The sequence below is a fragment of the Microbispora sp. NPDC004025 genome (genome assembly GCF_053604425.1).
The window spans coordinates 53,281-75,874 of sequence record NZ_JBSGHN010000010.1 but is presented as its reverse complement, the minus strand read 5'-3'; the positions used below and the strand labels follow the sequence as shown (position 1 = coordinate 75,874).

Below are 22,594 nucleotides of genomic sequence, written 5' to 3'. Positions count from 1 at the left end.
ATTTCTCACGCAGGTAAGCCTTACCTAACCTGCGACGACGAGACTTTTCCCCATCCTTTACCTCGGAGGTCTGGAATGACGGCACTCCCCGACGAGAGCGCGCTTCCCGCTCCCTAGACTCGATGCCGTCGACGACTGACCAGGACGACCCGCATCCGGCCGGCTCTGGCGGTCGGTCCGTGAGGGGAGGCCGGTGGAGTGCCGGGGGTGGACAGCACGCTTGACAGCACGCGTGGCGGCGCGGACGACGGCGCTCCCGCGGTCGAGATCGACGGGCTGGTCAAGCGGTACGGGAGCACCACGGCCGTCGACGGGCTGACCCTCACCTGCGCCCGGGGCGCCGTCACGGCGATCCTCGGGCCCAACGGCGCCGGCAAGACCTCCACGATCGAGATCTGCGAGGGCTTCCGCCGGCCGGACGGCGGGACCGTCCGCGTGCTCGGCCTGGACCCGGCCGACCCCGCCCTCAGACCGCGCCTGGGAATCATGCCGCAGACGGGCGGGGTGCCTCCCGCCGCCCGCGCGGGCGAGTGGCTGCGGGTGATCTCCCGGTTCTACGCCCATCCGCTCGACCCGGACGCCCTGCTCGGCCTGCTCGGCCTGGCCGGGCACGCGCGCACGCCGTACCGGCGGCTGTCGGGCGGGCAGCAGCAGCGCCTGTCGCTCGCGGCGGCGGTGATCGGGCGGCCCGAACTGGTCTTCCTCGACGAGCCGACCGCCGGGCTCGACCCGCAGGCGCGCCACGCCTGCTGGGACCTCGTCACGGCCCTGCGCGCCGCCGGGGTGGCGGTGGTGCTGACGACCCACCAGATGGACGAGGCGGAGAAGCTCTCCGACCACGTGGTGGTCATCGACCACGGCCGCGTGGTGGCCGAGGGCACGCCGGAGTCGCTGACCGGCGCCGAGCGCCAGCTCAGGTTCCGCGCGCGGCAGGGGCTCGATCTGGAGGAGCTGCTGGCCGCGCTGCCGCCGGGCAGCGCCGCCAAGGAGTCGCCCTCGGGGCACTACATCATCGAGGGGCAGGTCGGCCCCCAGCTGCTCGCGACCGTCACCGCCTGGTGCGCCACCGAGGGCGTCACCACCGAGGATCTGCGCATCGAGCGGCGCACGCTGGAGGACGTCTTCCTCGAACTGACCGGCAGGGAGCTGCGGTGACCACGTTCGCCACGCTGGACCTCACGCCGCGGCCGGGGGCCGCGCCGCTGCGCCGGATGGTCCTCGCCCAGGCGGGCGCGGAGATCCGGGCCATGCTGCGCAACGGCGAGCAGCTCCTGCTCACGATGATCATCCCGATCCTGCTGCTGGCCGGCTTCAGCACGGCCCCGCTGCTGGACGTCGGCGACGGCCGGCGCGTCGATTTCGTCGCCCCCGGCATCCTCGCGCTCGCGGTCATGTCGACCGCGTTCACCGGGCAGGCGATCGCGACCGGCTTCGAGCGGCGGTACGGCGTGCTCAAGCGCCTGGGCGCGACCCCGCTGTCGCGGTCCGGGCTGCTGCTGGCCAAGACCGTCGCCGTCGTCGCCGTGGAGGCGCTGCAGGTCGTGGTGATCGTCGCGGTGGCGCTGGCGCTCGGCTGGTCGCCGCACGGCGATCCGCTGTGGGCCGTGCCGCTCCTGCTGCTGGGCACGGCGGCCTTCAGCGGCCTCGGCCTGCTCATGGCCGGCACGCTCCGGGCGGAGGCCACGCTGGCCGGGGCCAACCTGGTCTACCTGGTGCTGCTCGGGGTCGGCGGCGTGCTGTTCCCGCTGGACCGGTTCCCCGCCGGTGTCCGGCACGTGCTCGAACTGCTGCCGATCAGCGCGCTCACCTCCGGCCTGCGGACCGTCCTGAGCGCCGGCGGCGGCTTCCCCGGCGGCGCGCTGCTCGTGCTGCTGTGCTGGACGGTGGCCGCGCTCGCCCTGGCCGCCCGCACGTTCCGCTGGGAATGACCCAGGGGGCGTACCCGCTGCCTGAGGGCCCCTGCATATGATTGCGGGCGTTGTCCGTGATCAATGGCAGTGTGGGGTCGCCGGCATGACCGCTGAATCCCTTCCGGGGGCCGAGCCGTACCGAATGAGGCCGTCGCCGGGCAGGGCGCTGCGGGCCGCGTCGGACGCGATACCGCCGCCGGGCCTGGTGCTGCTGGCCGTCCTGTCGGTCCAGGTGGGCGCCGGGCTGGCCAAGAACCTGTTCACCCAGCTGCCTCCTACGGCCGTGGTGTTCCTGCGCATCGCCACCGGCGCGGTCATGCTGCTGGCCGTCGTCCGGCCCCGGGTGCGCGGGCTGTCGCGGCGCGACCTCGCCGTCGGCGCCGCCTTCGGGCTCAGCCTCGGCCTGATGAACCTGTCGTTCTACGAGGCCCTCGCCCGGCTGCCGATCGGGATCGCGGTGTCCATCGAGTTCGTCGGGCCGCTCACCCTGGCCGTGGTGTCCTCCCGGCGCAGGCTCGACCTGCTGTGGGTGGCGCTGGCCGCCGCCGGCGTGGTCCTGCTCGCCCCCTGGGGCGATGCGGGGACCGCGACCTGGGCGGGGATCGGGTTCGCCGCGATGGCGGGGGCGTTCTGGGCCGCCTACATCGTGTTCTCCCAGGCCACCGGGGCCCGATTCCCCGGCGCGAGCGGGCTGTCGTTCGCCATGATCGTGGCGACGGTCGTCATCGCGCCCATCGGCGTCACCGCGGGCGGAAGCGACCTGCTGCGGCCCGAGATCCTGCTCATCGGGGCCGGGGTCGGCCTGCTCTCCTCGGTCATCCCCTACTCGCTCGAGCTGGAGGCGCTGCGCCGGATGCCCAAGCGGGTCTTCGGGATCCTGATGAGCCTGGAGCCCGCCGTCGCCGCCCTCGTCGGCCTGTTCGTCCTGGGCGAGGTGCTCCAGGTCCGCGAGTGGGCGGCGATCGGCTGCGTGGTCGTCGCCTCCATCGGCGCCACGCGCCGGGGCGACGGCTGACCCGGCCCGTTCGGGCGGCTCATTCCGCGGCAGGGCCGCCCGACCAGATCCCCCGCACGTGCCGGAGGTGGTGGTTCATCAGGCTCTCGGCCGCCGCGGCGTCGCCGCGTACGAGGGCGTCGAGGAGGTCGAGGTGCTCGCGTGCCGGGGCCGCGAGCAGCCGCGCGTCGGGCAGGCCGCGCAGCCCGTAGAGCCGGGCCCGGGCGCGCAGGTCCCTGACCGTCTCGACCAGCCGGACGTTGCCCGACAGGGCCAGCAGCGCGAGGTGGAACCGCTGGTCGGCGGCCACGTAGGCGAGCAGGTCGCCTCTTTCCGCGGCCGAGACGATCTCCTCGGCGATCGGGCGCAGGTCCTCGGCCTGCTCCGCCGGGGCCCGCCCGGCGAGCCGGGCCACCGTGGGCACCTCGAGCAGCCGCCTGATCTCGATGATCTCGTCGAGGTCGCGCTCGGACACCTCCGCGACCCGGAAGCCCTTGTTGCGCAGCGCCTCGAACAGGCCCTCCTTGGCGAGGTCGAGCATGGCCTCCCGCACCGGTGTGGCGGAGACCCCGAACCTCGCCGCCAGCGCGGGGGCCGAATACACGACGCCGGGCCGCATCTCCCCGGCCACCACCGCGTCGCGCAGCGCCTGCGCCACCCGCTCGCGCAGGTTCTTCTGCCGCGTTCCTCCGTCCGGTGCGCGGAGGTCGTCGCTCGTGCGTCCCGCCGGTCCGTCCCACGCCCCGCCCATCGACCGGCCACCGCCCTCCTCGGTCCCGTACGGCCGATCGTACCCGGCCCGGCCGCGGAGATGATCACCGCGGGCGGCGGGGTCCGGAGAAGGGACCACCCACAAGGCCACCTACGATTGATGCCGTGAATCCCACGACCGGCCGGATCCGCGCCACGCTGCTCGCCTTCTACCGCTCGTTCATGTTCCCGACGAACGAGTCGATGCGGCGGTGGGCGCTGGCGGCGATCGTGGTCAACGTCGGCATCACCGTCACCGGCGCCGCCGTGCGCGTCACCGGCTCCGGGCTCGGCTGCCCGACCTGGCCGCGCTGCACGCCCGACAGCTTCGTGCCGGCGAGAATCGACACGCACGCGCCGCTCAACATGGCGATCGAGTTCGGCAACCGGCTGCTGGCGTTCCTCGTCCTCGCGGTCGCGGTGCCGTGTGTGATCGCCGCCTGGAAGCTGTCGCGGGGCGAGCGCGGCCCGGTCCTGCTGCGGCTCGCGCTGGTGCAGCCGGCCGGCGTCGTCGTCCAGGCCCTGTGGGGCGGGCTCGTGGTCCACACGATGCTCAACCCGGTGACCGTCAGCGTCCACTTCCTGCTGTCCATCGGCATGATCGCCGCCGCCGTCGTGCTGTTCGCGCGGGCGGGCGAGGGCGACGCCCCGGCGGAGGGGCTGGTCCGCAAGGAGATCCGCACGCTGGGGTACGTGCTGGCCGCGGCCGCCTTCGCGCTGCTGCTGGCCGGGGTGGTGGTGACCGGCACCGGGCCGCACTCGGGCGACGACGCGGCCTCCCGCTTCGGCTTCGACATCCAGAGCGTGGTGCGGCTGCACACCGACATCGCCTACGTCGTCGTCGGGCTGACGTTCGCCCTGCTGCTGGCCCTGCGCGTCACCGACTCCCCCGGCCCGGCCCGGCGCGCCGCGCTCGTGCTGCTCGTGGTGGAGCTTTCCCAGGGCGTGGTCGGCTACGTGCAGTACTTCCTCGCGGTCCCCGCGGCGCTGGTGCTCCTGCACGTGCTGGGAGCGACGCTCGTGTGGATCTGCGCGCTGCGCGTCGTGTTCCTGCTGCGGTCCCGGGGCCCCGCGCCCGCCCCCGCGCCCGAGCGGCCGGAGCTCCACCACGCGGGGGTCTGACCCCGGTGAGCGTCCTGCGCCCCTGGACCTGGTCCCGTACGGCCCTGCGCCGGGGCTTCCAGGGGCTGGTCGCCCTGAGCGTGCTGCCGCTGGCGCCGACGACCTGGGCCTGGCTGGCGAGCGCCGGCCACCGGGTGACCGCCGAGCCGGGCACGCGCTGGACCGCCGAGGTGCCCGCGATGCCCGCCGCGCTCGTGCTGGGCGCGGGCGTCCGGGACGGGCGGCCCAGCCCGATGCTGCGCGCCCGCCTCGACATCGCGGCCGAGCTGTACCGCACGGGCAGGGTGCGGGCCCTGCTGCTGTCCGGCGACAACAGCCGCAGGGACTACGACGAGCCCTCGGTCATGCGCGACTACCTGGTCTCCGGCGGCGTGCCGGCGGACAGGATCGTCCTCGACTACGCCGGGTTCGACACCTGGGACTCCTGCGTGCGGGCCAAGGAGATCTTCGGCGCGTCCCGTCTCGTCGTCGTGACCCAGGTGTTCCACCTCCCCCGGGCCGTGGCGCTGTGCCGTACGGCCGGGCTGGACGCGTTCGGGGTCGGCGACGACTCGAGCCGCGACTGGCCGGCGGAGACGGTGGCCTACGCCGTCAGGGAGATCCCCGCCTCGGCCAAGGGCCTGGCCGACGGCCTGGTGCTGCGCTCCTCCCCGCGGTTCCTCGGCCGGCGCGAGACCGCGCTCGACCACGCCCTGGCCCGCTGACTTCCGTCTCCGGCGAGCGGCCGTGACGGGCTGCCGGGGATGCCCGCGGCGAAACTTTCATCGCGCGGCGGCCCGTGAACTGGGCGGACAGGGCATGCCGGGGCGGCTCCGCTGGTCCGATGCGTTTCGGCCGATTAGGGTCCGGGCCATGTGGGAGCGCTCCCACCATCCTCAGGGAGGTGAGGCCACACCCACAGTGGCTATCGCACCGCGGGTACGAGAGGCGGATCCTCCTCCGCCCACCCATCGCGCAACGCCCGGGGAGCCGCCGCGACGGCCTCCCCGGGCGTCTCCCCCGGCACCAGGGCTCGAAGCCCCCGGCGAGTGCCGGGCGGATCAGGCGGCGCCCGTCCGCCCGGCGGCGCGGGAAGCCGTCAGCCGCAGGTGATGTCGCTGATCGACGGGGTGGCCGAGCCGCTGCCGAGGAAACCGGCCGTGGCCGAGGCTCCGGGGGCCAGCGTCTTGTTCCACTCCGGCGCGTGGATCATCATGAACGGCCCGCTCTGCATGGACGTCCCGTTCCACGCCTGCGTGAGCGTCGTGCCCAGCGGCATCGCCCACTGGACGTACCAGTCGTTGAGCGGACTCGTCCCGGTGTTCTTGATCGTGACCTCGCCCTGGAAGCCGCCCTGCCAGGTGTTGGTCAGCTTCACCGTGGCCGTGCACGCCGGGTTCGCCGGCGTCGGGGAGGGCGAGGGGGTCGGCGACGGGTCGTTCGTGGCGGGCGTGGGGCTCGGCGAAGGGCTCGGCGAGGGGCTGGGCGAGACGCCGTCGCGGAGGAAGTTCACGTCCGAGCAGCCGTAGAAGGTCTCCTGGCTGTCGGACCGGAACCAGACGGCGTAGATGATGTGCCGGCCGCTCTTGTCGGGCAGCCTGCCGGAGAAGCGGTAGGCGCCGTTGCTGACCGCGGGCTCGGGGTCGACCGTGAGGAACGGCTGCTCCTCCATGTCCGCCCACGTCAGCGGCTTGGTCGGGTTCCAGCCGTCCTTGGTGACGTAGAGCTTGAAGCCGCCGGGGTGCGGCACCCACGCGCCGTAGACGAAGTCGTAGGTGCTGTTCGCCTTCAGCGTGGTGGTCGGCCAGTCGGTCCTGGGCGCGTCATAGGCGGCGTACTTGCTGAAACCGCCGCTGCACAGCTGGCCGTCCGGGATGAAGCCCCGGGTGCGGCCGCCCCCGTCGGAGCGGAGCACGCCGTACCAGTCGTAGAGGGGCTGGGTGCCGCCGGCCGCCACGGCGTCCTTGCAGGCGGGGTTGTTGGGGATGATCTGGCCGCCGGTGAGGCCGTCGGTGTAACACGCGTACGTCCGGCTCGCCGGGGCCTGCAGGGCGCCGTGCGCCTCGGCCGCGGTCTGCGTCAGGACCGCGACGACGCCGGCGAGCACGGCCGCCACCGCGGCGAGCACGGCGAGTTTGCGCCCGGATCTCAGGGACAGCGATCTCAAACGCGGGGATTGCACTGAAGTTCTCCTCTTGGTGGGCGGGCACGCCTTCCGGGGAAGGTCGCGCCGTCAGGGGCTGTAGTACGAGAAGAACGCATGCGGCATCGCCACACGCCCTCCTGGAGCCCACCCATCAAGTGGCCACCGCGCACAGTGATTGAAGCACGCGCGGGCCGCCCGGGCCAAGAGCCGGACAGGCCGTACGGCCCGGGCGCCTGCTCAGGAGCCGGCTGAGCTCGTCCGGCTCCGCCGGGGGGCGCCGTCGGCGTCCCGGGCCACCTCGGCGCGGATCGCCGCTCCGTCGGCGTCGAGCACGGGCGGCGCGGCGTGCTCGCGGCGGGTGGTCTCGGTCTCCCCGTCCGGGCCGGGGGTGAAGAAGCGCAGCGGCGGGCCGGGCAGCCGCAGCCGGCCGAGGGTGGCGTGCTCGACGTCGACGAGCAGCCCCTGTGACAGGGTCTGCTCCCACGTGTAGACCTCGTCGATCGTGCGCACCCTGCCGGCCGGGATGCCCGCCGCGGCCAGCCGGGCCAGCAGCTCCTCGGCGGGATGCTCCGCGAAGGCGTCCTCGATCAGCTCGATCACCCGCTGCCGGTTGCCCACGCGCTCGCCGTTGGTCGCCATGCCCGGCGCCTCGGGGTCGAGGCCGAACTCGTCGCAGAGCCGGCGCCACAGCGACTCGCTGCCGCACGACAGCTGCACCGATCCGTCCTTGCAGCGGAACAGCCCGTACGGTGCGATCGACGGGTGGTGGTTGCCCTGCGGCCGCCCGACCTGCCCGGCGACCGTCCACGCCGTCCCCTGGAAGGCGTGCACGCCGACGATCGCCGCGAGCAGCGAGGTGCGCACCACCTGGCCGCGTCCGGTGCGCTCCCTCTCGTACAGCGCGGCCAGCACGCCGTAGGCGCCGTACATGCCGGCCAGCAGGTCGCCGATGGGCACGCCGACGCGCTGCGGGTCGTCCGGCCCCGGCCCGGTCAGGGACATCAGCCCGGCCTCGCCCTGGGCGATCTGGTCGTAGCCCGCCCGGCCGCCCTCCGGTCCGTCGTGCCCGAAGCCGCTGATCGACAGCGTGATCAGCCGCGGGTTCAGCTCGGCCAGGACGTCGGTGCCGAACCCGAGCCGGGTCAGCGTGCCGGGCCGGAAGTTCTCCAGCAGCACGTCGGCGCGGCGCAGCAGATCCGTGAGCACCTCCCGGTCGGCGTCGTCCTTGAGGTCGAGGGCGATCGACTCCTTGTTGCGGTTGGCCGACAGGAAGTAGGTCGACTCGCGGCCGCCGGTCTCAGGCTGCACGAATGGCGGCCCCCAGCCGCGGGTGTCGTCCCCGCCTCCGGGGTTTTCCACCTTGACGACGCGGGCGCCGAGGTCGCCCAGCATCATCGCGGCGTGCGGCCCGGCGAGGGCGCGGGTCAGATCGACGACGAGCACTCCGTCGAGCGGTCCGGACACGGTGACTCCGATCCTTGCGTCAGCCGGGGTCGCCTTCGTCCCCGGGCGAGCTGGGTGGGGCAGCGGGCGTGGGATGTCCGCACGCCCCCGGCACCGACCGGCGCGTACGGCCTCCGCGCCGACGTCAGCCTACGGCGGCGGACGCGGACGCGGAGGAGGGGCATCGGGGCGGCGGAGACGGAGCCGCCGGCCCGCCGGCGGGGTCAGCCGAGGGCCTTGTGGACGATCTCGGCGCAGGTGGCGACGTCGAGCGCCAGGCCCTGGTGGTCACCGGGGAAGACGAGCGGCTCGACCCCGAGCCGCTCCGCGAGCACCCTGGCGGACGCGGCGGGAACGCCGCCGCCCGAGTCCGCTCCCACGCCGACGGCGATCGGCACGCGGCCGGAGCGCAGCGCGGCGACGTCGGGCTCGAAGCGCAGCACGGGCAGCAGCACGTGGGCGAGGAAGTACTCGAGGTTCCGCTGGATGCGGCCCATCATCTCCAGCGCCTCGGGCGGCATGTGGGCGAAATCGGGCGGCGTGGGGGGCGTGCCGCCTTCTCCTTGGACGGTGGAGACGAACTTCCGCATCGCCGGATCCGCGCCCTGGTCGCGGTAGGTGTCGTACACGTCCTGGAACGTCGCCCGCCAGTGCTCCCGGTCGGGCAGCAGCTCGGGGATCGGCGGCTCGTGCACCACCAGGGCACGCACCCGGCCGGGGTGGCGGACCGCCAGGTCCAAGGCGGTGAGCGCGCCGCCGCTGTTGCCCAGCACGTAAGCCGGCTCGTCGCCCAGCGCGGCCAGCAGGCGGCAGGCGTCCTCGCCGAAAACCGCGACGTCCTGGTCGGCGGGCGGTTCCGTGAGGGGGCTGCGGGACAGGCCGCGCTGGTCGTAGGTGACGACGGTGTAGCGGCCGGACAGGCTCGCGGCGAGCCCGGCCAGCGCTCCGGCGTCGGCGGGCGCGCCGGGGATCATCAGCAGCAGCGGTCCGGTCCCCCGGACCTCGTAGTGCAGGCGTGCCCCGGGAACCGCGAGCGTCCTGATCTCGGCGTCGTTCATCGGTGTTCTCCGTTCGTGTCGCGCAGGGGTCAGGCGGGCCGGTAGGTCAGGTCGAGCACGCCGGTGGTGAAGGCGGTGGACCGGGTGAGCTCGAGAGGCACGGGGGCGGCGTCTTCGGGGAACAGGCGCCGCCCGGTGCCGACGACGAGCGGGTGGACCAGCAGGCGCAGCTCGTCCAGGACTCCGGCCCGCAGGAGAGCGCGAACCAGGCTGATGCTGCCCGCCAGGGCGATCGTGCCGCCGGGCTGCTCCTTGACCTCCTTCACGGCGGCGACGACGTCGCCCCCGATGAGGGCGGTGCCGGCCCAGCCGGCCGTCGTCAGGGTGCTGGAGGCGACCAGCTTGCGGATGCCGTTGATCGCGTCGGCCATCTCACCGGTCTGGTGCGGCCAGACGGCGGCGAACGCCTCGTAGGTGACACGGCCCATCAGCAGGGTGTCGGCCTCGGCGTACATCTGGCCGACCGCCGCGCCCATCTCCTCGTTCAGGTAGGGGAAGTGCCACGTCTCGGGCGCCTCCACGACGCCGTCCAGCGACACGAACAGCCCGGCGACGACTTTCCTCGCAGTCACGCGATAACTCCTCAGGAAGAACTCTGCTGACCGGCCGAGTGGCCGAACGAGAAGCAAGCTTGTCTTTTGCAAGCAGAGTTTGTCAACCGAAGCATGGAGTAGGATCTGCAGCATGACGGTTCGTGAGTACGGGCAGTTCTGCGGGCTGGCCCGCGCGATGGAGATGGTCGGGGAACGCTGGACCCTGCTGATCGTCCGCAACCTGCTCTCCGGACCCCAGCGCTACACCGACCTGCGCAAGGGCCTGTCCGCCATCCCCACCAACATCCTGTCGGCCCGCCTCAAACAGCTCGAGGAGGCGGGACTGGTCACGCGCCGCGCGCTGCCGCATCCCGAGCGCGCGGTCGTGTACGAGCTCACCGGATACGGACGCGAACTCGAGCCGGCCCTGGTCGCGCTGGGCCGCTGGGGCTCCCGGACGATGACCGAGCCCCGCCCCGGCGAAGTCATCACGCCGGAGTCGGTGGCCATGGCCTTCCGCACCACCTACCGGCCGGAAGCGGCCCGGGGCACGACCGTCGGCTACGAGGTCCGGATGGGCGACTTCACCCTCCGCCTGCAGATCACCGACGGGGTCCTGACGGTCGGCGTCGGCCCGCACCCCGCCCCCGACCTCGTCGTCGAGAGGTTGGGCGACCAGGGTGTCCACGCGTTGATGACCGGTGCCAAGACACCCGGGCAAGCACTGGCCGACGGCAGCGTGAGTGTGGAGGGCGACCCCGCGCTTCTCCACCGGTTCGTCGAGACGTTCCGCTTCTGACCGCTCCCCTCGCGGCGCGGAACGGACCGCGCCGAGACCTGCCGCCTCGCGGGGCGGGGTACGCAGCATGGTGTGCTGCGATTCGCGCGATACCGTGCTGGAGGAGATGACCGATGACAATCGCGGGAATCCGCCGGGACGGCGGCCCGGTCCAGGTCGGACGCCTCGCCGCGGCGCGCGACCGGATCGCCGGCGACGACGTCCGGGGGCGCGGCGCATGACCCGGCTGGGCGCCCGCGCGCTGATCGACGCCACGGTCGACCCCGGCACCTTCCGCTCCTGGGACGAGCCGATCGACCGCACCGGACACGACGCCGGCTACCGCGCCTTGCTGGAGCGGGCGGAGACGAAGGCCGGCACCGACGAGGCCGTGCTCACCGGCCGGGCGCTGATCCGCGGGCACGCGGCCGCGCTCGTCGTCAGCGAGTTCCGCTTCCTCGGCGGCTCCATCGGAGTGGCCACGGCGGAGCGCATCGTCGCCGCCGTACGGCGGGCGACCCGCGAACGGCTGCCGCTGATCGCCGCGCCGGCCTCGGGCGGCACCCGCATGCAGGAGGGCACGCCGGCGTTCGTCCGGATGATCGAGATCAGCCGGGCGGTGGTCGCGCACAAGGCCGCCGGCCTGCCCTACCTCGTCTACCTGCGCCATCCCACGACCGGCGGCGTGTTCGCCTCCTGGGGGTCTCTCGGGCACGTCGCGGTCGCCGAGCCCGGCGCGCTCATCGGCTTCCTCGGCCCGCTCGTCTACCAGACCCTGCGCGGGGAGCCGTTCCCCGAGGGCGTCCAGGTGGCCGAGAACCTCGTCGCCAAGGGGATCCTCGACGCCGTCGTCCCCACGGATGAGCTGGCCGGCGTGGCCGCCCGCGCGCTCGCCCTTCTCTCCGGGGCACGCCGTCCGGCGGCGGAGACGCCGCCGCGAGAGACGCCGGCGGAGACGGGCGCGGTGGACGCCGGCGGCGACGCCTGGTCCTCGATCACCCTCACCCGCCGGCCCGACCGGCCCGGCGTACGGGAGCTGCTGCGGCACGCCGCCGACGACGTCCTGCCGCTGCACGGCACCCAATCCGGGGAGACCGACGACGCGCTCCTGCTGGCGCTCACCTCGTTCTGCGGCACTGCCTGCGTGCTGGTCGGGCAGGACCGGCGCCCCCAGTCCCAGCACCGTCCCCTGGGCCCGGCCGCGCTGCGCGGCGCCCGGCGCGGCATGCGCCTCGCCCAGGAGCTGCGCCTGCCGCTGATCTGCGTCATCGACACCCCCGGGGCGGACCTGTCCGCCGCCGCCGAGGAGGGCGCGCTGGCCGGGGAGATCGCCCGCTGCCTGGCCGAGATGGTGGAGCTCACCATCCCCACCGTCTCCGTGCTGCTGGGCGAGGGCAGCGGCGGTGGCGCGCTGGCCCTGCTGCCGTCCCGCCGGGTGATCGCGGCCGGCAACGCGTGGCTGTCCCCCCTGCCGCCGGAGGGCGCCAGCGCGATCCTGCACGGCGACCCCGGACTCGCGCCCCAGGTCGCCCGCCGGCAGCGGGTGCGCGCGGCCGACCTGCTCGCCGCGGGCGTCGTGCACGCCGTCGTGCCGGAGCCGGTGCCCGCGCACGTCGATCCGGCCGGGTTCGCCCGCCGCGTCGCCGATGAATGCCTGCGTCAGATCGAGAGCCAGCGCCACACCGCGGAGTGAGAGGCCTGCGGGACGCCGCCCTCAGTTGCCCCATCCGGGGCCCTGCGGCCCGTTCTGCGGAGGCGCCTGCGGGCGCCCGTGGCCCGGGGGCGGCGGGCCCTGCGCGGGGCCGCGGCCCGGCCCGCCCGGCCCCTGCCGATACCAGGGCGGCACGGCGGGACCGCCGCCCGGCCACTTGCCGGGTGGTGGGGCGCCCGGAGCGTACCCCGGCGGCGGCACCCCTCGCGCGGCGCTCGCCTGGTGGCGTTCCGGCAGCGGGAACGACAGCCGGGCGTAGGCCATCAGGTCCGCGAGCGACCGCTGCTGGTCGCGGAAGGTCTGCTCGTCCACCCCGCCCCGGGCCGCTCGGGCGTGCAGCAGCCCGAGCTCGGTCGAGGCGACCTGGTAGTCGATCATGGCCCGTGCCCCGGCCCTGCCGCCGTGGGCCTTGGCCCACGCCCTGGCCTGCCGCCGGCGGCGCAGGGACGACAGCATGAAGATGTCGGCCTGGTTGATCAGCCCGTTGCGCTCGTACGGCGGCAGGTAGTGCTGGATCAGCCCGACGATCCGCCGCCTGTCCCGGAAGATCACGACGAGCTCGACGATGAGCAGCATCATCAGCAGCAGGTAGGCGATGGCGAGCCCGCCGAGGCCGCCGAAGGAGGCGAAGCCGTTCCAGAGGCCGTGCAGCAGCATGGCGCCGATCCACCCGATGACGATCACGACGACTCCCACCGCGCCCCCGCGCTGGGCGGCGTACGCGACCGCGATCCCGATCAGGGAGGTGAACAGCGGATGGGCGAACGGCGACAGCACGGCCCGCAGCACGAGCGTGGCGGCCAGTCCCTGCGCGCCGTTCTCCTCCAGCGCGGCCAGGTAGTAGCTGACGTTCTCCGACATGGCGAAGCCGAGCCCGACCATGCTGGCGTAGATGATCCCGTCGGTGGGCCCGTCCAGCTCATGCCGCCGGAACCACAGCAGCCCGAGCAGGACCAGCCCCTTGGCCGTCTCCTCCACCGGCGGGGCGCCGAACGTGGCGACCAGGTTGCGGGCGTTGGTCATGTCCCCGAGCTGGTGGGCCACGTAGACGAGGTTGAGCGAGTTGAGCACGCCGGCGAGCAGGACGGCGATGCCGGCGCCCCAGGCGAACGCGAATATCAGGTTGTTGCGGGGCTCCGGTTCCATCCGGTCGAGGGCGAGGACGCCCGCGAGCAGCAGCGGCACGGGGGCCACGGCGAGCCCGAGCGCGATGAAGAACTGGACCGGCTCGCCGTTGATGATGTCGAAGGAGAACGACACCAGGGCGCAGATCCCGGCGACGACCAGACCCACGATGAGACCGATGGACGGACGCTCCCTGAGGACGGCGCGGGGGTCGAGGCCTGCCACTGTGCGACTGTAACCGAACAGGCCCGCCGTGGTCCTCCTCCGGCCCCAAAAGATCCCCTGGATTGCGTCCGCCGATCGTCTCGCGCGCCGGGCCGGTCGTCCGGAACACGTCCCGGTTACCGGCACAATGGGCGATCATGGATGTCGCACCACGTGACGGGCTCGGACGACGCGGTTTCCTCCGCGTCGCGTGCGCCGCGGCCGTCGGCTCGGTCGCCGGCTCCGTCGCCGCGTGCGCGCCCGGGTCCCGGGACGCCTCCGCGCCCGCCTCCCCGCCGCCCTCCGCCGCCCCCACGCCGTCGCCCGCGAGGCCGGCGCCGGAACGGCTGCTGCCCGGAGACCCGGACTGGCGGGTGCGCGGGCGCGGCCCCGACGAGGCGATCGAGGGCTACGGCAACCGGGCGAGCGTGCTGCCCGGGGAGTCGTTCGGGCTGCACGTCTCCACCACCGAGGGCCGCTACCGGGTCACGGCGTACCGGATGGGCTGGTACGGCGGCACGCTCGCCCGCCGAGTGTGGCGCTCGGGGTGGATGAGGGGACGCGACCAGGGCCGCGGGCGGCTCACCGGGGACACCCGCACCGTACGCGCGGGGTGGCGGCGATCCCTCACCGTGTCCACGGACGGCTGGCCGGAGGGGGCCTACCTGCTGCGCCTCGACACCGAGCGCGGCCACCAGCGGTACGTGCCACTGGTCGTGCGCTCGGCCTCCGGCGCCGGGCGCACGGTGCTGGTCCACGCCACCCCCACGTGGCAGGCGTACAACCGGTGGGGCGGCTACAGCCTCTACTACGGCGAGGACGGCCGCTACGACAGCCGCTCGCTCGCGGTCAGCTTCGACCGCCCCTACGACCGCACCGGGATGGAGAAGTTCCTCATCCACGAGCGGCCGGTGGTGGCGCTGGCCGAACGGCTCGGCCTCCCCCTGGCGTACACGACGGGCGGCGACCTGGAGGCGGGCGACGGCGTGCTCGCCGGCGCGTCGGCGGTGATCTTCCTCGGGCACGACGAGTACTGGACGCCCGGCATGCGGCGCACCGTGACCGAGGCCCGCGACGCGGGCGCCAACCTCGCCTTCCTGGGCGCCAACACCTGCTACCGCCGCGTCCGGCTGGAGGAGGACGGCAGGACGGTGGTCTGCTACAAGACCGCGGTGGACCGCGACCCGCTGGTCCGCACGCGCCCGTCGCTGGCGACGACCGACTTCCGGGCGGCTCCGAAGGCCGACCCCGAGTCGTCTCTCATCGGCGTGTACTACGACGGGTATCCCGTGGACGCGCCGTTCGTGGTGCACGAGCCCGGCCACTGGATCTTCGCGGGCACCGGCGTCCGCCGCGGCGACGCGTTCCCGCACCTGGTGGGCGTGGAGTACGACCGGGTGAACACGGACGTGCCGACGCCCAGGCCGCTGCAGATCCTCGCCCACTCGCCGGTGACCTGCGTGGGGCGGCCCAGCTTCGCCGACGCCGCCTACTACACCGCGCCGAGCGGGGCCGGGGTGTTCGCCTCGGGGACCATGCGGTGGGCCGAGACCCTCATGGCCGGCACCCGCGACCTGCCGCGGGCCCACGGCATCGGCGCGCGCACGCGGGCCTTCGTCACCACCGCGACGGCCAACCTGCTGAAGGGCTTCGCGGAGGGACCGGCGGCCGAGCGCCTGCCCGCCCCCGACGACAACGTACGGAAGACTTACCGCCGCTGATGACCGCCCGGCGCCGGAGCCGGCCGGCAGCGCACTAGAGAGCGGCGGCAGGCCAGATCCCGCCCTCTTCGAGACAGGAGTCCTCGGCTTTGCCGCACTGGTACCGAGGGCCCGGGACGCCCCTGAACTCCGATCCGTTCACGATGAAGCGCCCGGCCCCCCAGGCGTAGACCCGTCCGTAGAAATCCTCCTGAAGCGCGTAGGGAGGGTTCTTCGGCAGTTTGGGGCCGACCGACGTCATCTCGTACGTGGCGGGATCTATCGCGACCAGGTGAGCGCCGTCCCGGCACTTCCCCCCTCCCCGTTCGAGACGGTCCTCCAGCGCCACCCACTGCTCACCCACCCACGTGATCCCCGACAAGCGGCAATCCGGATCACCGCCGGGCGACACCTCCGCTCCGTCGCCAAGGTCGGTTCTGCCCGGCGCGATGACGAAGACGTGGGTGGTACCACCGGCGCCGAGATCATGCGTGGTCACCCCGATGCTGCCGTCCGGCGCCAGCGAGAGGTCCATGACGGCGATCGCACCGACGTAGACACGCCGCACTTCTTCGCCGTTCTCCACCACGTGGAGGTTCGTCTCCGAGTCATAGGACGCCTTTCCGGCGGCGAAGGAGGCGTAGACCACGGTCGCTCCGCGGGCGGCGATCACGCCGATGCTGACCTTCCTCTCGGTTGTGGCGATGACTTCCGCCGTTCCGTTCTCCCCCATTCGGTAGAGGTGACCCCCGAGAGGGGTTCCGGTGACGGGGTCCCCGTCGTACCGGTTCTCGGTGAAATAGAGCGTGCCGTTCGTCTGGTCGAATCGGAAGTCACTGATCTCCTCGACCGGCAGTGTGACGCTCTTCAGCACCTCGCCGGTCTCCGAGTCGAAAGCGACCAGCTTGTTCTTGTCGGCCGCCGCGTAGGCCAGTGGCGGTGGACTGGGCGGCGCCGCGGGGCTCGGCGAGGTGACGGAGGCCGGGATCGCTCCGGCCGCGGCAGGCAGCGTGCGCGTGACGCCGGGGGCCGCCTCCCGGTGCGCCGATGGCGCGTCCGGGAGAAGGAGCGCGTAGATCAGCAGCGCCGCGGCGACGACACCGGCACCGGCGACCGCCAATGCCCGGCGACCGCGCCGAGCGGAGGCAGAAGCAGGGTCAGGGGTGGCTTGAGCCGAGGGCCAGGGCGTCACGTCGACGCCGGCCAGGACCCAGGTCCGGTCGAGCCGTGCCGTGACGTCCCCCGCGGGGTCCTCGACCAGGGTGGCGGTCTCCTCCTGCGCCGCCTCCTGCCAGAGCGTGGCGATCCGGGCGAGCAGCCCGGGGGCGTCCGGCCGGTCCTCGGGCGCCTTCGCGAGCGCCTGGTCCACCAGTTCGCGCAGGCCCTCGGGAACGGCGCTCGTGTCGGCCGTGCCGCTCATCACCCGGGAGGCGAGCACCTCGGGGCGGCCCGTCCCGAACGGAGGAGCGCCGATCGCGGCGTAGGCGACCAGCAGGCCCCAGTTGTGGACGTCGGCGGGCGGCCCGGCGTCGTCCCCGCGGTACTCCTCCGGGCTGATCCACCCGGGCGAGCCGACGATCACACCGGTGCTCGTCATCGCGGTCTCGTCCAGGGCCCTGGCGATGCCGAAGTCGACCACGCGCGGTCCGTCCGGCGCGAGGATGACGTTGGCGGGCTTCAGATCGCGATGCACCACGCCCGCGGCGTGGATGGACACGATGGCCTCCGCCAGACCGGCGGCCAGGCCGTACAGGCCGTCTCCGGCCAGCGGGCCGTGTCCGCGGACGTAGGCGTCCAGCGTCGGCCCGGGAACGTACTCGGTGGCCAGCCATGGCTTCTCGGCCGTGGTGTCGGCCTCGATCACATGGGCGATGCACGCACCGGCGACTCTGCCGGCGACCGCGGTCTCCCGCGCGAACCGGGCGCGGAACTCCTCGTTTCCGGCGAAGGCCGGGTGGACGACCTTGACCGCCACCCTGCGGCCGTCGGCGCCGACTCCCGCGTAGACGACTCCCATGCCGCCCGATCCGAGCCGTCCCACCAGCCGGTACCCGCCGATCCTCGTGGGGTCGGCCGCGTTCAGCGGACCGATCGCCGCCGCTGCGACAGCCGCAGGACGTGGCGGCTCCTTCCACCACAGCCAGTACGGCGGTGCGGAGGGCCAGTCCGGATCCGGTCCCTCCCAGTCGGCGGGAGGTTCCCAGTCGTCGGGAACGGTCCATCCGGGCGGCGGGTTGAACGACCACCCATCGCCCGCCGGCCGAGGGGGGATGGCGCCGCTCAAATCCCGGCCTCGCCGCGGTTCTCCGGAGAGGGCGGCCACCCGGGCGGTGCGCTGAACCGCCAACCGGGACCAGGTCGGGGATGAGTGGTCACGAAGCCCTACTTCACGTCATATTCGATCAGTGCGGGGCAGATTATCCACATAAGGGAGTGACAGCGCCAGGCAGGGCTACACCCGAGACAGAAGACGGAAGGTGACATACCTCCGGGTCTCCTCCACCGCGCACCCGACGGCTGGGAGTGACCGAGGGCTGGGGAGGAGCGGACGGCGCCCCGGGCGAGGGATGGCGGCTACGCCGTGACCGGGACCGACGGATCGGCGCCCTCGGACGGGGCCGGCGGAGGGCGGGCGATGCCGGCCCGCTCAGGCGGGGCGGAGGGCTCTCCACCGGCCGTGAGCGCCGATCCGGGTGGTTCAGACGAGCAGGGAGGTTCAGACGAGCAGGGAGTCGATCGCGACGGCGAGGAACAGCAGCGCCAGATAGATGTTCGACCAGTGGAAGAACCGCATCGGGCGCAGGTCGACGCCGGTCTTGCCGGCCTTCACCCGGCCGAGCAGGCGGTGGACCTCCACAAGGCAGACCACGCCGAGCACGAGCGCGGCGGCCGGGTAGAGCAGGGAGGTGCCGGCGACCGGCCACAGCAGCAGCGAGCACAGAACCGTGGCCCAGGTGTAGGCGACCACCTGCTGGACGACCCGGCGCTCGGTGGCGACCACCGGGAGCATGGGCACCTCGGCCGCCGCGTAGTCCTCGCGGTAGCGCATGGCGAGCGTCCAGGTGTGCGGCGGCGTCCAGAAGAACACGACGCCGAACAGCACGACCGGGGCCCACGACACCCCGCCGGTGATGCCGGCCCAGCCGATCAGCACCGGCATGCAGCCAGCGATGCCGCCCCACACGATGTTCTGCGACGTGCGCCGCTTGAGCACCAGCGAGTACACGAAGACGTAGAACAGGATCGCGCCCAGCGACAGCGCCGCGGCGAGCCCGTTCACCGTGAGGGCGAGCCCGAGCGTGGAAAGAGTGCCGAGAATCACACCGAAGACCAGCGCGCCCATCGGCGACACGTCGTGCTTGGCGAGCGGGCGCCTGCGGGTGCGCCGCATCGTCCGGTCGATGTCCCGGTCGATGTAGCAGTTCAGGACGTTCGCGCTGCCCGCCGACAGGGTGCCGAACACCATGGTGGCGGTGGCGGTCCACAGGTCGGGCAGGCCATGCGCCGCGAGGAACATGACCGGCAGGGTCGTGATCAGCAGCAGCTCGATGATCCGGGGCTTGGTGAGCGCCACGTAGGCCTTCACGAGCGCCCCCAGGGAGCGGGGAGCCGTGGCCGTCGCGGTGGACCCGAGGGGGGCCACCGTCTGCTTGTTCGTCAAGACCGTCAAGGCGCTTCCAACACGTGCGGGGTCAACGCGTAACCTCTGATTAGGGCGGATCTCCGGGCAGCCTGTCTCCGGGCAGCAGCCGGCACTTGGTCAATCACTGTAGTCGCCACCGCAGGTGGTCCCCCAATCGGGGCCGAGGCCGCATGGGGCCGTTACCGAGGTGGCTACCAAACGGTATTACGCCGAACCCGTTAGGGTCCCCTGTGGGCGGGAAATGCCAGAACGGCGCGACAACTAGAGGGGATCGAGCAGTTGAGCAGCGCAAGCCTTGAGTGGAGTGACCTCGACCGGCAGGCGGTCGACGTCGTGCGGGCCCTGGCGATGGACGCCGTGGAGAAGGCGGGGTCGGGTCACCCCGGCACCGCCATGAGCCTCGCCCCCGCCGCCTACCTTCTTTTCCAGCGGGTCCTGCGTCACGACCCCTCGGATCCCAAGTGGGCGGGGCGGGACAGGTTCGTCCTCTCCTGCGGGCATTCGAGCCTGACGCTTTACATTCAGCTCTACCTGTCCGGCTACGGCCTGACCCTGGACGACCTCAAGGCGCTCCGGCAGTGGGGCAGCCTCACGCCGGGCCACCCGGAGTACGGGCACACGGCCGGGGTGGAGACCACGACCGGCCCGCTCGGCCAGGGCATCGGCAACGCGGTCGGCATGGCGATGGCGGCCCGCCGCGAGCGCGGCCTGTTCGACCCGGACGCCGCGCCCGGCGCCTCGCCGTTCGACCACATGATCTGGTGCTTCGCCTCGGAGGGCGACCTCGAGGAGGGCATCAGCCACGAGGTCAGCGCCCTCGCGGGTCACCAGAAGCTCGGCAACCTGGCCGTGGTCTTCGACTCCAACCACATCTCCATCGAGGACGACACCCAGATCGCCCTGTCCGAGGACATCGCCAAGCGTTACGAGGCGTACGGCTGGCAGGTCCTGGAGGTCGACTGGACCGCCACCGGGGAGTACAAGGAGGACGTCCAGGCCCTGTACGACGCGCTGGAGGCGGCCCGCGCGGAGACCGACCGGCCGACGTTCATCAAGCTCCGCACGATCATCGGCTGGCCGGCGCCGAACAAGCAGAACACCGGCAAGATCCACGGCTCGGCCCTGGGCGCCGACGAGGTCGCCGCGACCAAGCGCGTCCTCGGCATGGACCCCGACAAGAGCTTCGAGGTCCCGGCCGAGGTGCTCGGCCACGCGCGCGAGGTCGTCGCACGCGGTCGCGCCCTGCGCGCCGAGTGGGACAAGGGCTACCAGAGCTGGCGTGAGGGCAACCCCGAGCGGGCGGAGCTGTTCGACCGGATCTCCAAGCGCAAGCTGCCCGAGGGCTGGGACAAGGCGCTGCCGTCGTTCGAGATCGGCTCGCAGGTCGCGACCCGCAAGGCGTCCGGCGAGGTGCTGAGCGCGCTCGCGCCGGTGCTGCCGGAGCTGTGGGGCGGCTCGGCCGACCTGGCGGAGTCCAACAACACCACGATGAAGGGCGAGCCGTCCTTCATCCCGGACGAGTACCAGACCAAGGAGTTCCCCGGTAACCGGTACGGCCGGACGCTGCACTTCGGCATCCGCGAGCACGGCATGGGCGCGATCCTCAACGGCATCGCCCTGCACAACGGCACCCGCCCCTACGGCGGCACGTTCCTGGTGTTCAGCGACTACATGCGGCCGTCGGTTCGTCTCGCCGCGCTGATGAAGCTGCCGGTGACCTACGTCTGGACGCACGACTCGATCGGCCTCGGCGAGGACGGCCCGACCCACCAGCCGATCGAGCACCTGTGGGCGCTGCGCGCGATCCCCGGCCTCGACGTCGTCCGCCCGGCCGACGCCAACGAGACCGCGGCCGCGTGGAAGGCCGTGCTGGAGAACAACGACCGCCCGGCGGGCCTCGCCCTGACCCGGCAGAACGTCCCCACCCTGGACGGCGCGGGCGACCCCGACGCCGTCGCCAAGGGCGGCTACGTGCTGCAGGACGCCTCCAACGGCCAGCCCGAGGTCGTGATCATCGGCACCGGCAGCGAGGTCCAGCTCGCCGTCGAGGCCCGCACGATCCTGGAGTCGCAGGGCATCCCGACCCGCGTCGTGTCGATGCCGTGCGTGGAGTGGTTCCAGGCGCAGGACGCCGCCTACAAGCAGACCGTGCTTCCGCCCGCCGTCAAGGCCCGGGTCGCCGTCGAGGCGGGAATCACGCTCGGCTGGCGCGAGTTCGTGGGAGATGCGGGCGAGGTGCTCGGTCTCGACCACTTCGGCGCCTCCGCGCCGTACAAGACGATCTACGAGCAGTTCGGCCTCACCGCCGACCGCGTCGTCGCCGCCGCCAAGGCCAGCCTGGCCAAGACGGGCGCCGACAAGGGCGAGACGACCGGAAACTGAGGGACGAAGGATGAATGAGAATCTGAAGCGGCTGACCGACGCCGGAGTCTCCATCTGGCTCGACGACATCAGCCGGGAGCGGCTGCGCTCCGGCAACCTCGCCGCCCTGATCCGCGACAAGAACGTCACCGGGGTCACCTCCAACCCGACGATCTTCGCCTCCGCCCTGAGCAAGGGCGACGCCTACGACGCGCAGCTGCGCGACCTCGCCACCCGCGGGGTGACGGTCGAGGAGGCCGTACGCGCGATCACCACGTTCGACATCCGCTGGGCGGCCGACGTGATGCGGCCGGTCTTCGACGCCACCCGCGGCGTCGACGGGCGCGTGTCGATCGAGGTGGACCCGCGCCTGGCCCGCAAGACCGAGGCGACGATCGCCGAGGCCCGCGCGCTCTGGTGGCTGGTCGACCGGCCCAACGTGCACATCAAGATCCCGGCGACGGTCGAGGGCCTGCCGGCGATCACCCAGGCCATCTCCGAGGGCATCAGCGTCAACGTCACGCTGATCTTCTCGCTCGAGCGGTACCGCCAGGTGATGGACGCCTGGCTCAGCGGGCTCGAGAAGGCCAAGGCCAACGGCCTCAACCTGGCCACGATCGAGTCGGTCGCGTCGTTCTTCGTCAGCCGCGTCGACACCGAGATCGACAAGCGCCTCGACAAGATCGGCACGCCGGAGGCCGCCGAGCTGAAGGGCAAGGCCGCCGTGGCCAACGCCCGCCTGGCGTACGCCGCGTACGAGGAGGTCATGAACTCGCCGCGCTGGCAGGCGCTGCGCGCGGCCGGCGCGCACCCGCAGCGGCCGCTGTGGGCCTCCACCGGCGTGAAGAACCCCGACTTCCCCGACACGCTGTACGTCGAGCAGCTGGTCACGGCCGGGGTCGTCAACACCATGCCGGAGAAGACGCTGGACGCCTCGGCCGACCACGGCCGGATCTCGGGCGACACCATCCGCCCCTTCTACCAGCAGGCGTGGGACGTCATGGCCTCGCTCAAGCAGGCCGGCATCGACTACGACGACGTCGTCCGCGCGCTGGAGGAGGAGGGCGTCGAGAAGTTCGAGACGTCCTGGAGCGAGCTTCTCGAGACCGTCGACGGCGAGCTGCGGAAGGCCTGAGC

At 72.9% G+C, this 22,594-nt stretch carries 18 protein-coding genes; 10 read left to right on the top strand and 8 right to left on the bottom strand.

Annotation, left to right across the window (positions count from 1 at the left end; translation table 11 throughout):
• Positions 1-207: 207 nt before the first annotated feature.
• The 3 genes from ACWEQG_RS23945 (at position 208) to ACWEQG_RS23935 (ending at position 2,925) form a co-directional block, all read left to right on the top strand.
• Positions 208-1,155: an ABC transporter ATP-binding protein gene (locus ACWEQG_RS23945; protein WP_452287869.1), complete on the top strand. Its 948-nt coding sequence runs from the start codon at positions 208-210 to the stop codon at positions 1,153-1,155.
• A 56-nt stretch (positions 1,156-1,211) separates the two neighbouring features.
• Positions 1,212-1,928: an ABC transporter permease gene (locus tag ACWEQG_RS23940; protein WP_452288207.1), complete on the top strand. Its 717-nt coding sequence runs from the start codon at positions 1,212-1,214 to the stop codon at positions 1,926-1,928.
• A gap of 85 nt (positions 1,929-2,013) precedes the next feature.
• Positions 2,014-2,925 carry an EamA family transporter gene (locus tag ACWEQG_RS23935; protein WP_363470487.1) on the top strand — a complete coding sequence of 304 codons (912 nt, stop codon included), beginning with the start codon at positions 2,014-2,016 and terminating at the stop codon, positions 2,923-2,925.
• A 19-nt stretch (positions 2,926-2,944) separates the two neighbouring features.
• On the opposite strand, the gene ACWEQG_RS23930 is transcribed toward ACWEQG_RS23935, so the two are convergent.
• On the bottom strand, positions 2,945-3,754 hold the full coding sequence (locus ACWEQG_RS23930; RefSeq protein WP_452287867.1) for a GntR family transcriptional regulator: 810 nt from the start codon (positions 3,752-3,754) through the stop codon (positions 2,945-2,947).
• A 26-nt stretch (positions 3,755-3,780) separates the two neighbouring features.
• Here ACWEQG_RS23930 and ACWEQG_RS23925 point away from each other — a divergent pair, with 26 nt between their 5' ends.
• Both ACWEQG_RS23925 and ACWEQG_RS23920 read left to right on the top strand, forming a co-directional pair.
• Complete coding sequence (locus ACWEQG_RS23925; RefSeq protein WP_363470482.1) at positions 3,781-4,776, top strand: COX15/CtaA family protein; 996 nt, start codon at positions 3,781-3,783, stop codon at positions 4,774-4,776.
• Between the two features lie 5 nt (positions 4,777-4,781).
• Positions 4,782-5,480: a SanA/YdcF family protein gene (locus ACWEQG_RS23920; protein ID WP_452287865.1), complete on the top strand. Its 699-nt coding sequence runs from the start codon at positions 4,782-4,784 to the stop codon at positions 5,478-5,480.
• Between the two features lie 374 nt (positions 5,481-5,854).
• Here the strand turns inward: ACWEQG_RS23920 and ACWEQG_RS23915 are convergent, their stop codons facing one another.
• The 4 genes from ACWEQG_RS23915 to ACWEQG_RS23900 form a co-directional block, all read right to left on the bottom strand.
• Complete coding sequence (locus ACWEQG_RS23915; RefSeq protein ID WP_452287863.1) at positions 5,855-6,922, bottom strand: lytic polysaccharide monooxygenase auxiliary activity family 9 protein; 1,068 nt, start codon at positions 6,920-6,922, stop codon at positions 5,855-5,857.
• 216 nt (positions 6,923-7,138) lie between these two features.
• Positions 7,139-8,365, bottom strand: a complete 1,227-nt coding sequence (locus ACWEQG_RS23910; RefSeq protein WP_452287861.1) for a CaiB/BaiF CoA transferase family protein — start codon at positions 8,363-8,365, stop codon at positions 7,139-7,141.
• A gap of 203 nt (positions 8,366-8,568) precedes the next feature.
• Positions 8,569-9,402, bottom strand: a complete 834-nt coding sequence (locus tag ACWEQG_RS23905) for an alpha/beta fold hydrolase (protein WP_452287859.1) — start codon at positions 9,400-9,402, stop codon at positions 8,569-8,571.
• A 29-nt stretch (positions 9,403-9,431) separates the two neighbouring features.
• Entirely contained in the window at positions 9,432-9,974 is a 543-nt protein-coding gene (locus ACWEQG_RS23900) for a dihydrofolate reductase family protein (protein WP_452287857.1), read from the bottom strand.
• A 112-nt stretch (positions 9,975-10,086) separates the two neighbouring features.
• On the opposite strand from ACWEQG_RS23900, the gene ACWEQG_RS23895 reads away from it, so the two are divergent.
• A complete protein-coding gene (locus ACWEQG_RS23895) occupies positions 10,087-10,734 on the top strand; it encodes a winged helix-turn-helix transcriptional regulator (protein ID WP_452287855.1) in 648 nt (215 codons plus the stop codon).
• Positions 10,735-10,951: 217 nt separating this feature from the next.
• Entirely contained in the window at positions 10,952-12,406 is a 1,455-nt protein-coding gene (locus ACWEQG_RS23890; RefSeq protein ID WP_452287853.1) for a carboxyl transferase domain-containing protein, read from the top strand.
• A 21-nt stretch (positions 12,407-12,427) separates the two neighbouring features.
• On the opposite strand, the gene ACWEQG_RS23885 is transcribed toward ACWEQG_RS23890, so the two are convergent.
• Entirely contained in the window at positions 12,428-13,774 is a 1,347-nt protein-coding gene (locus ACWEQG_RS23885) for a PrsW family intramembrane metalloprotease (RefSeq protein ID WP_452287851.1), read from the bottom strand.
• Between the two features lie 137 nt (positions 13,775-13,911).
• Between ACWEQG_RS23885 and ACWEQG_RS23880 the strand changes: the two genes are divergently transcribed.
• Positions 13,912-15,474: a N,N-dimethylformamidase beta subunit family domain-containing protein gene (locus ACWEQG_RS23880; protein ID WP_452287849.1), complete on the top strand. Its 1,563-nt coding sequence runs from the start codon at positions 13,912-13,914 to the stop codon at positions 15,472-15,474.
• A 34-nt stretch (positions 15,475-15,508) separates the two neighbouring features.
• Here the strand turns inward: ACWEQG_RS23880 and ACWEQG_RS23875 are convergent, their stop codons facing one another.
• On the bottom strand, positions 15,509-17,737 hold the full coding sequence (locus tag ACWEQG_RS23875) for a protein kinase domain-containing protein (protein ID WP_452287847.1): 2,229 nt from the start codon (positions 17,735-17,737) through the stop codon (positions 15,509-15,511).
• Between the two features lie 432 nt (positions 17,738-18,169).
• The gene (locus ACWEQG_RS23870; RefSeq protein ID WP_452287845.1) at positions 18,170-19,123 is read right to left on the bottom strand and encodes a heme o synthase; all 954 of its coding nucleotides are present in this window, start codon (positions 19,121-19,123) and stop codon (positions 18,170-18,172) included.
• 321 nt (positions 19,124-19,444) lie between these two features.
• On the opposite strand from ACWEQG_RS23870, the gene tkt reads away from it, so the two are divergent.
• Together tkt and tal are read left to right on the top strand one after the other, a co-directional pair.
• Positions 19,445-21,478, top strand: coding sequence for a transketolase (tkt, locus tag ACWEQG_RS23865; RefSeq protein ID WP_452288205.1), 2,034 nt, complete (start codon positions 19,445-19,447; stop codon positions 21,476-21,478).
• 10 nt (positions 21,479-21,488) lie between these two features.
• Positions 21,489-22,592 (top strand): transaldolase, encoded by a 1,104-nt coding sequence (gene tal, locus ACWEQG_RS23860; RefSeq protein WP_363471742.1) that lies wholly within the window; start codon positions 21,489-21,491, stop codon positions 22,590-22,592.
• The last annotated feature ends 2 nt before the right edge of the window (positions 22,593-22,594 follow it).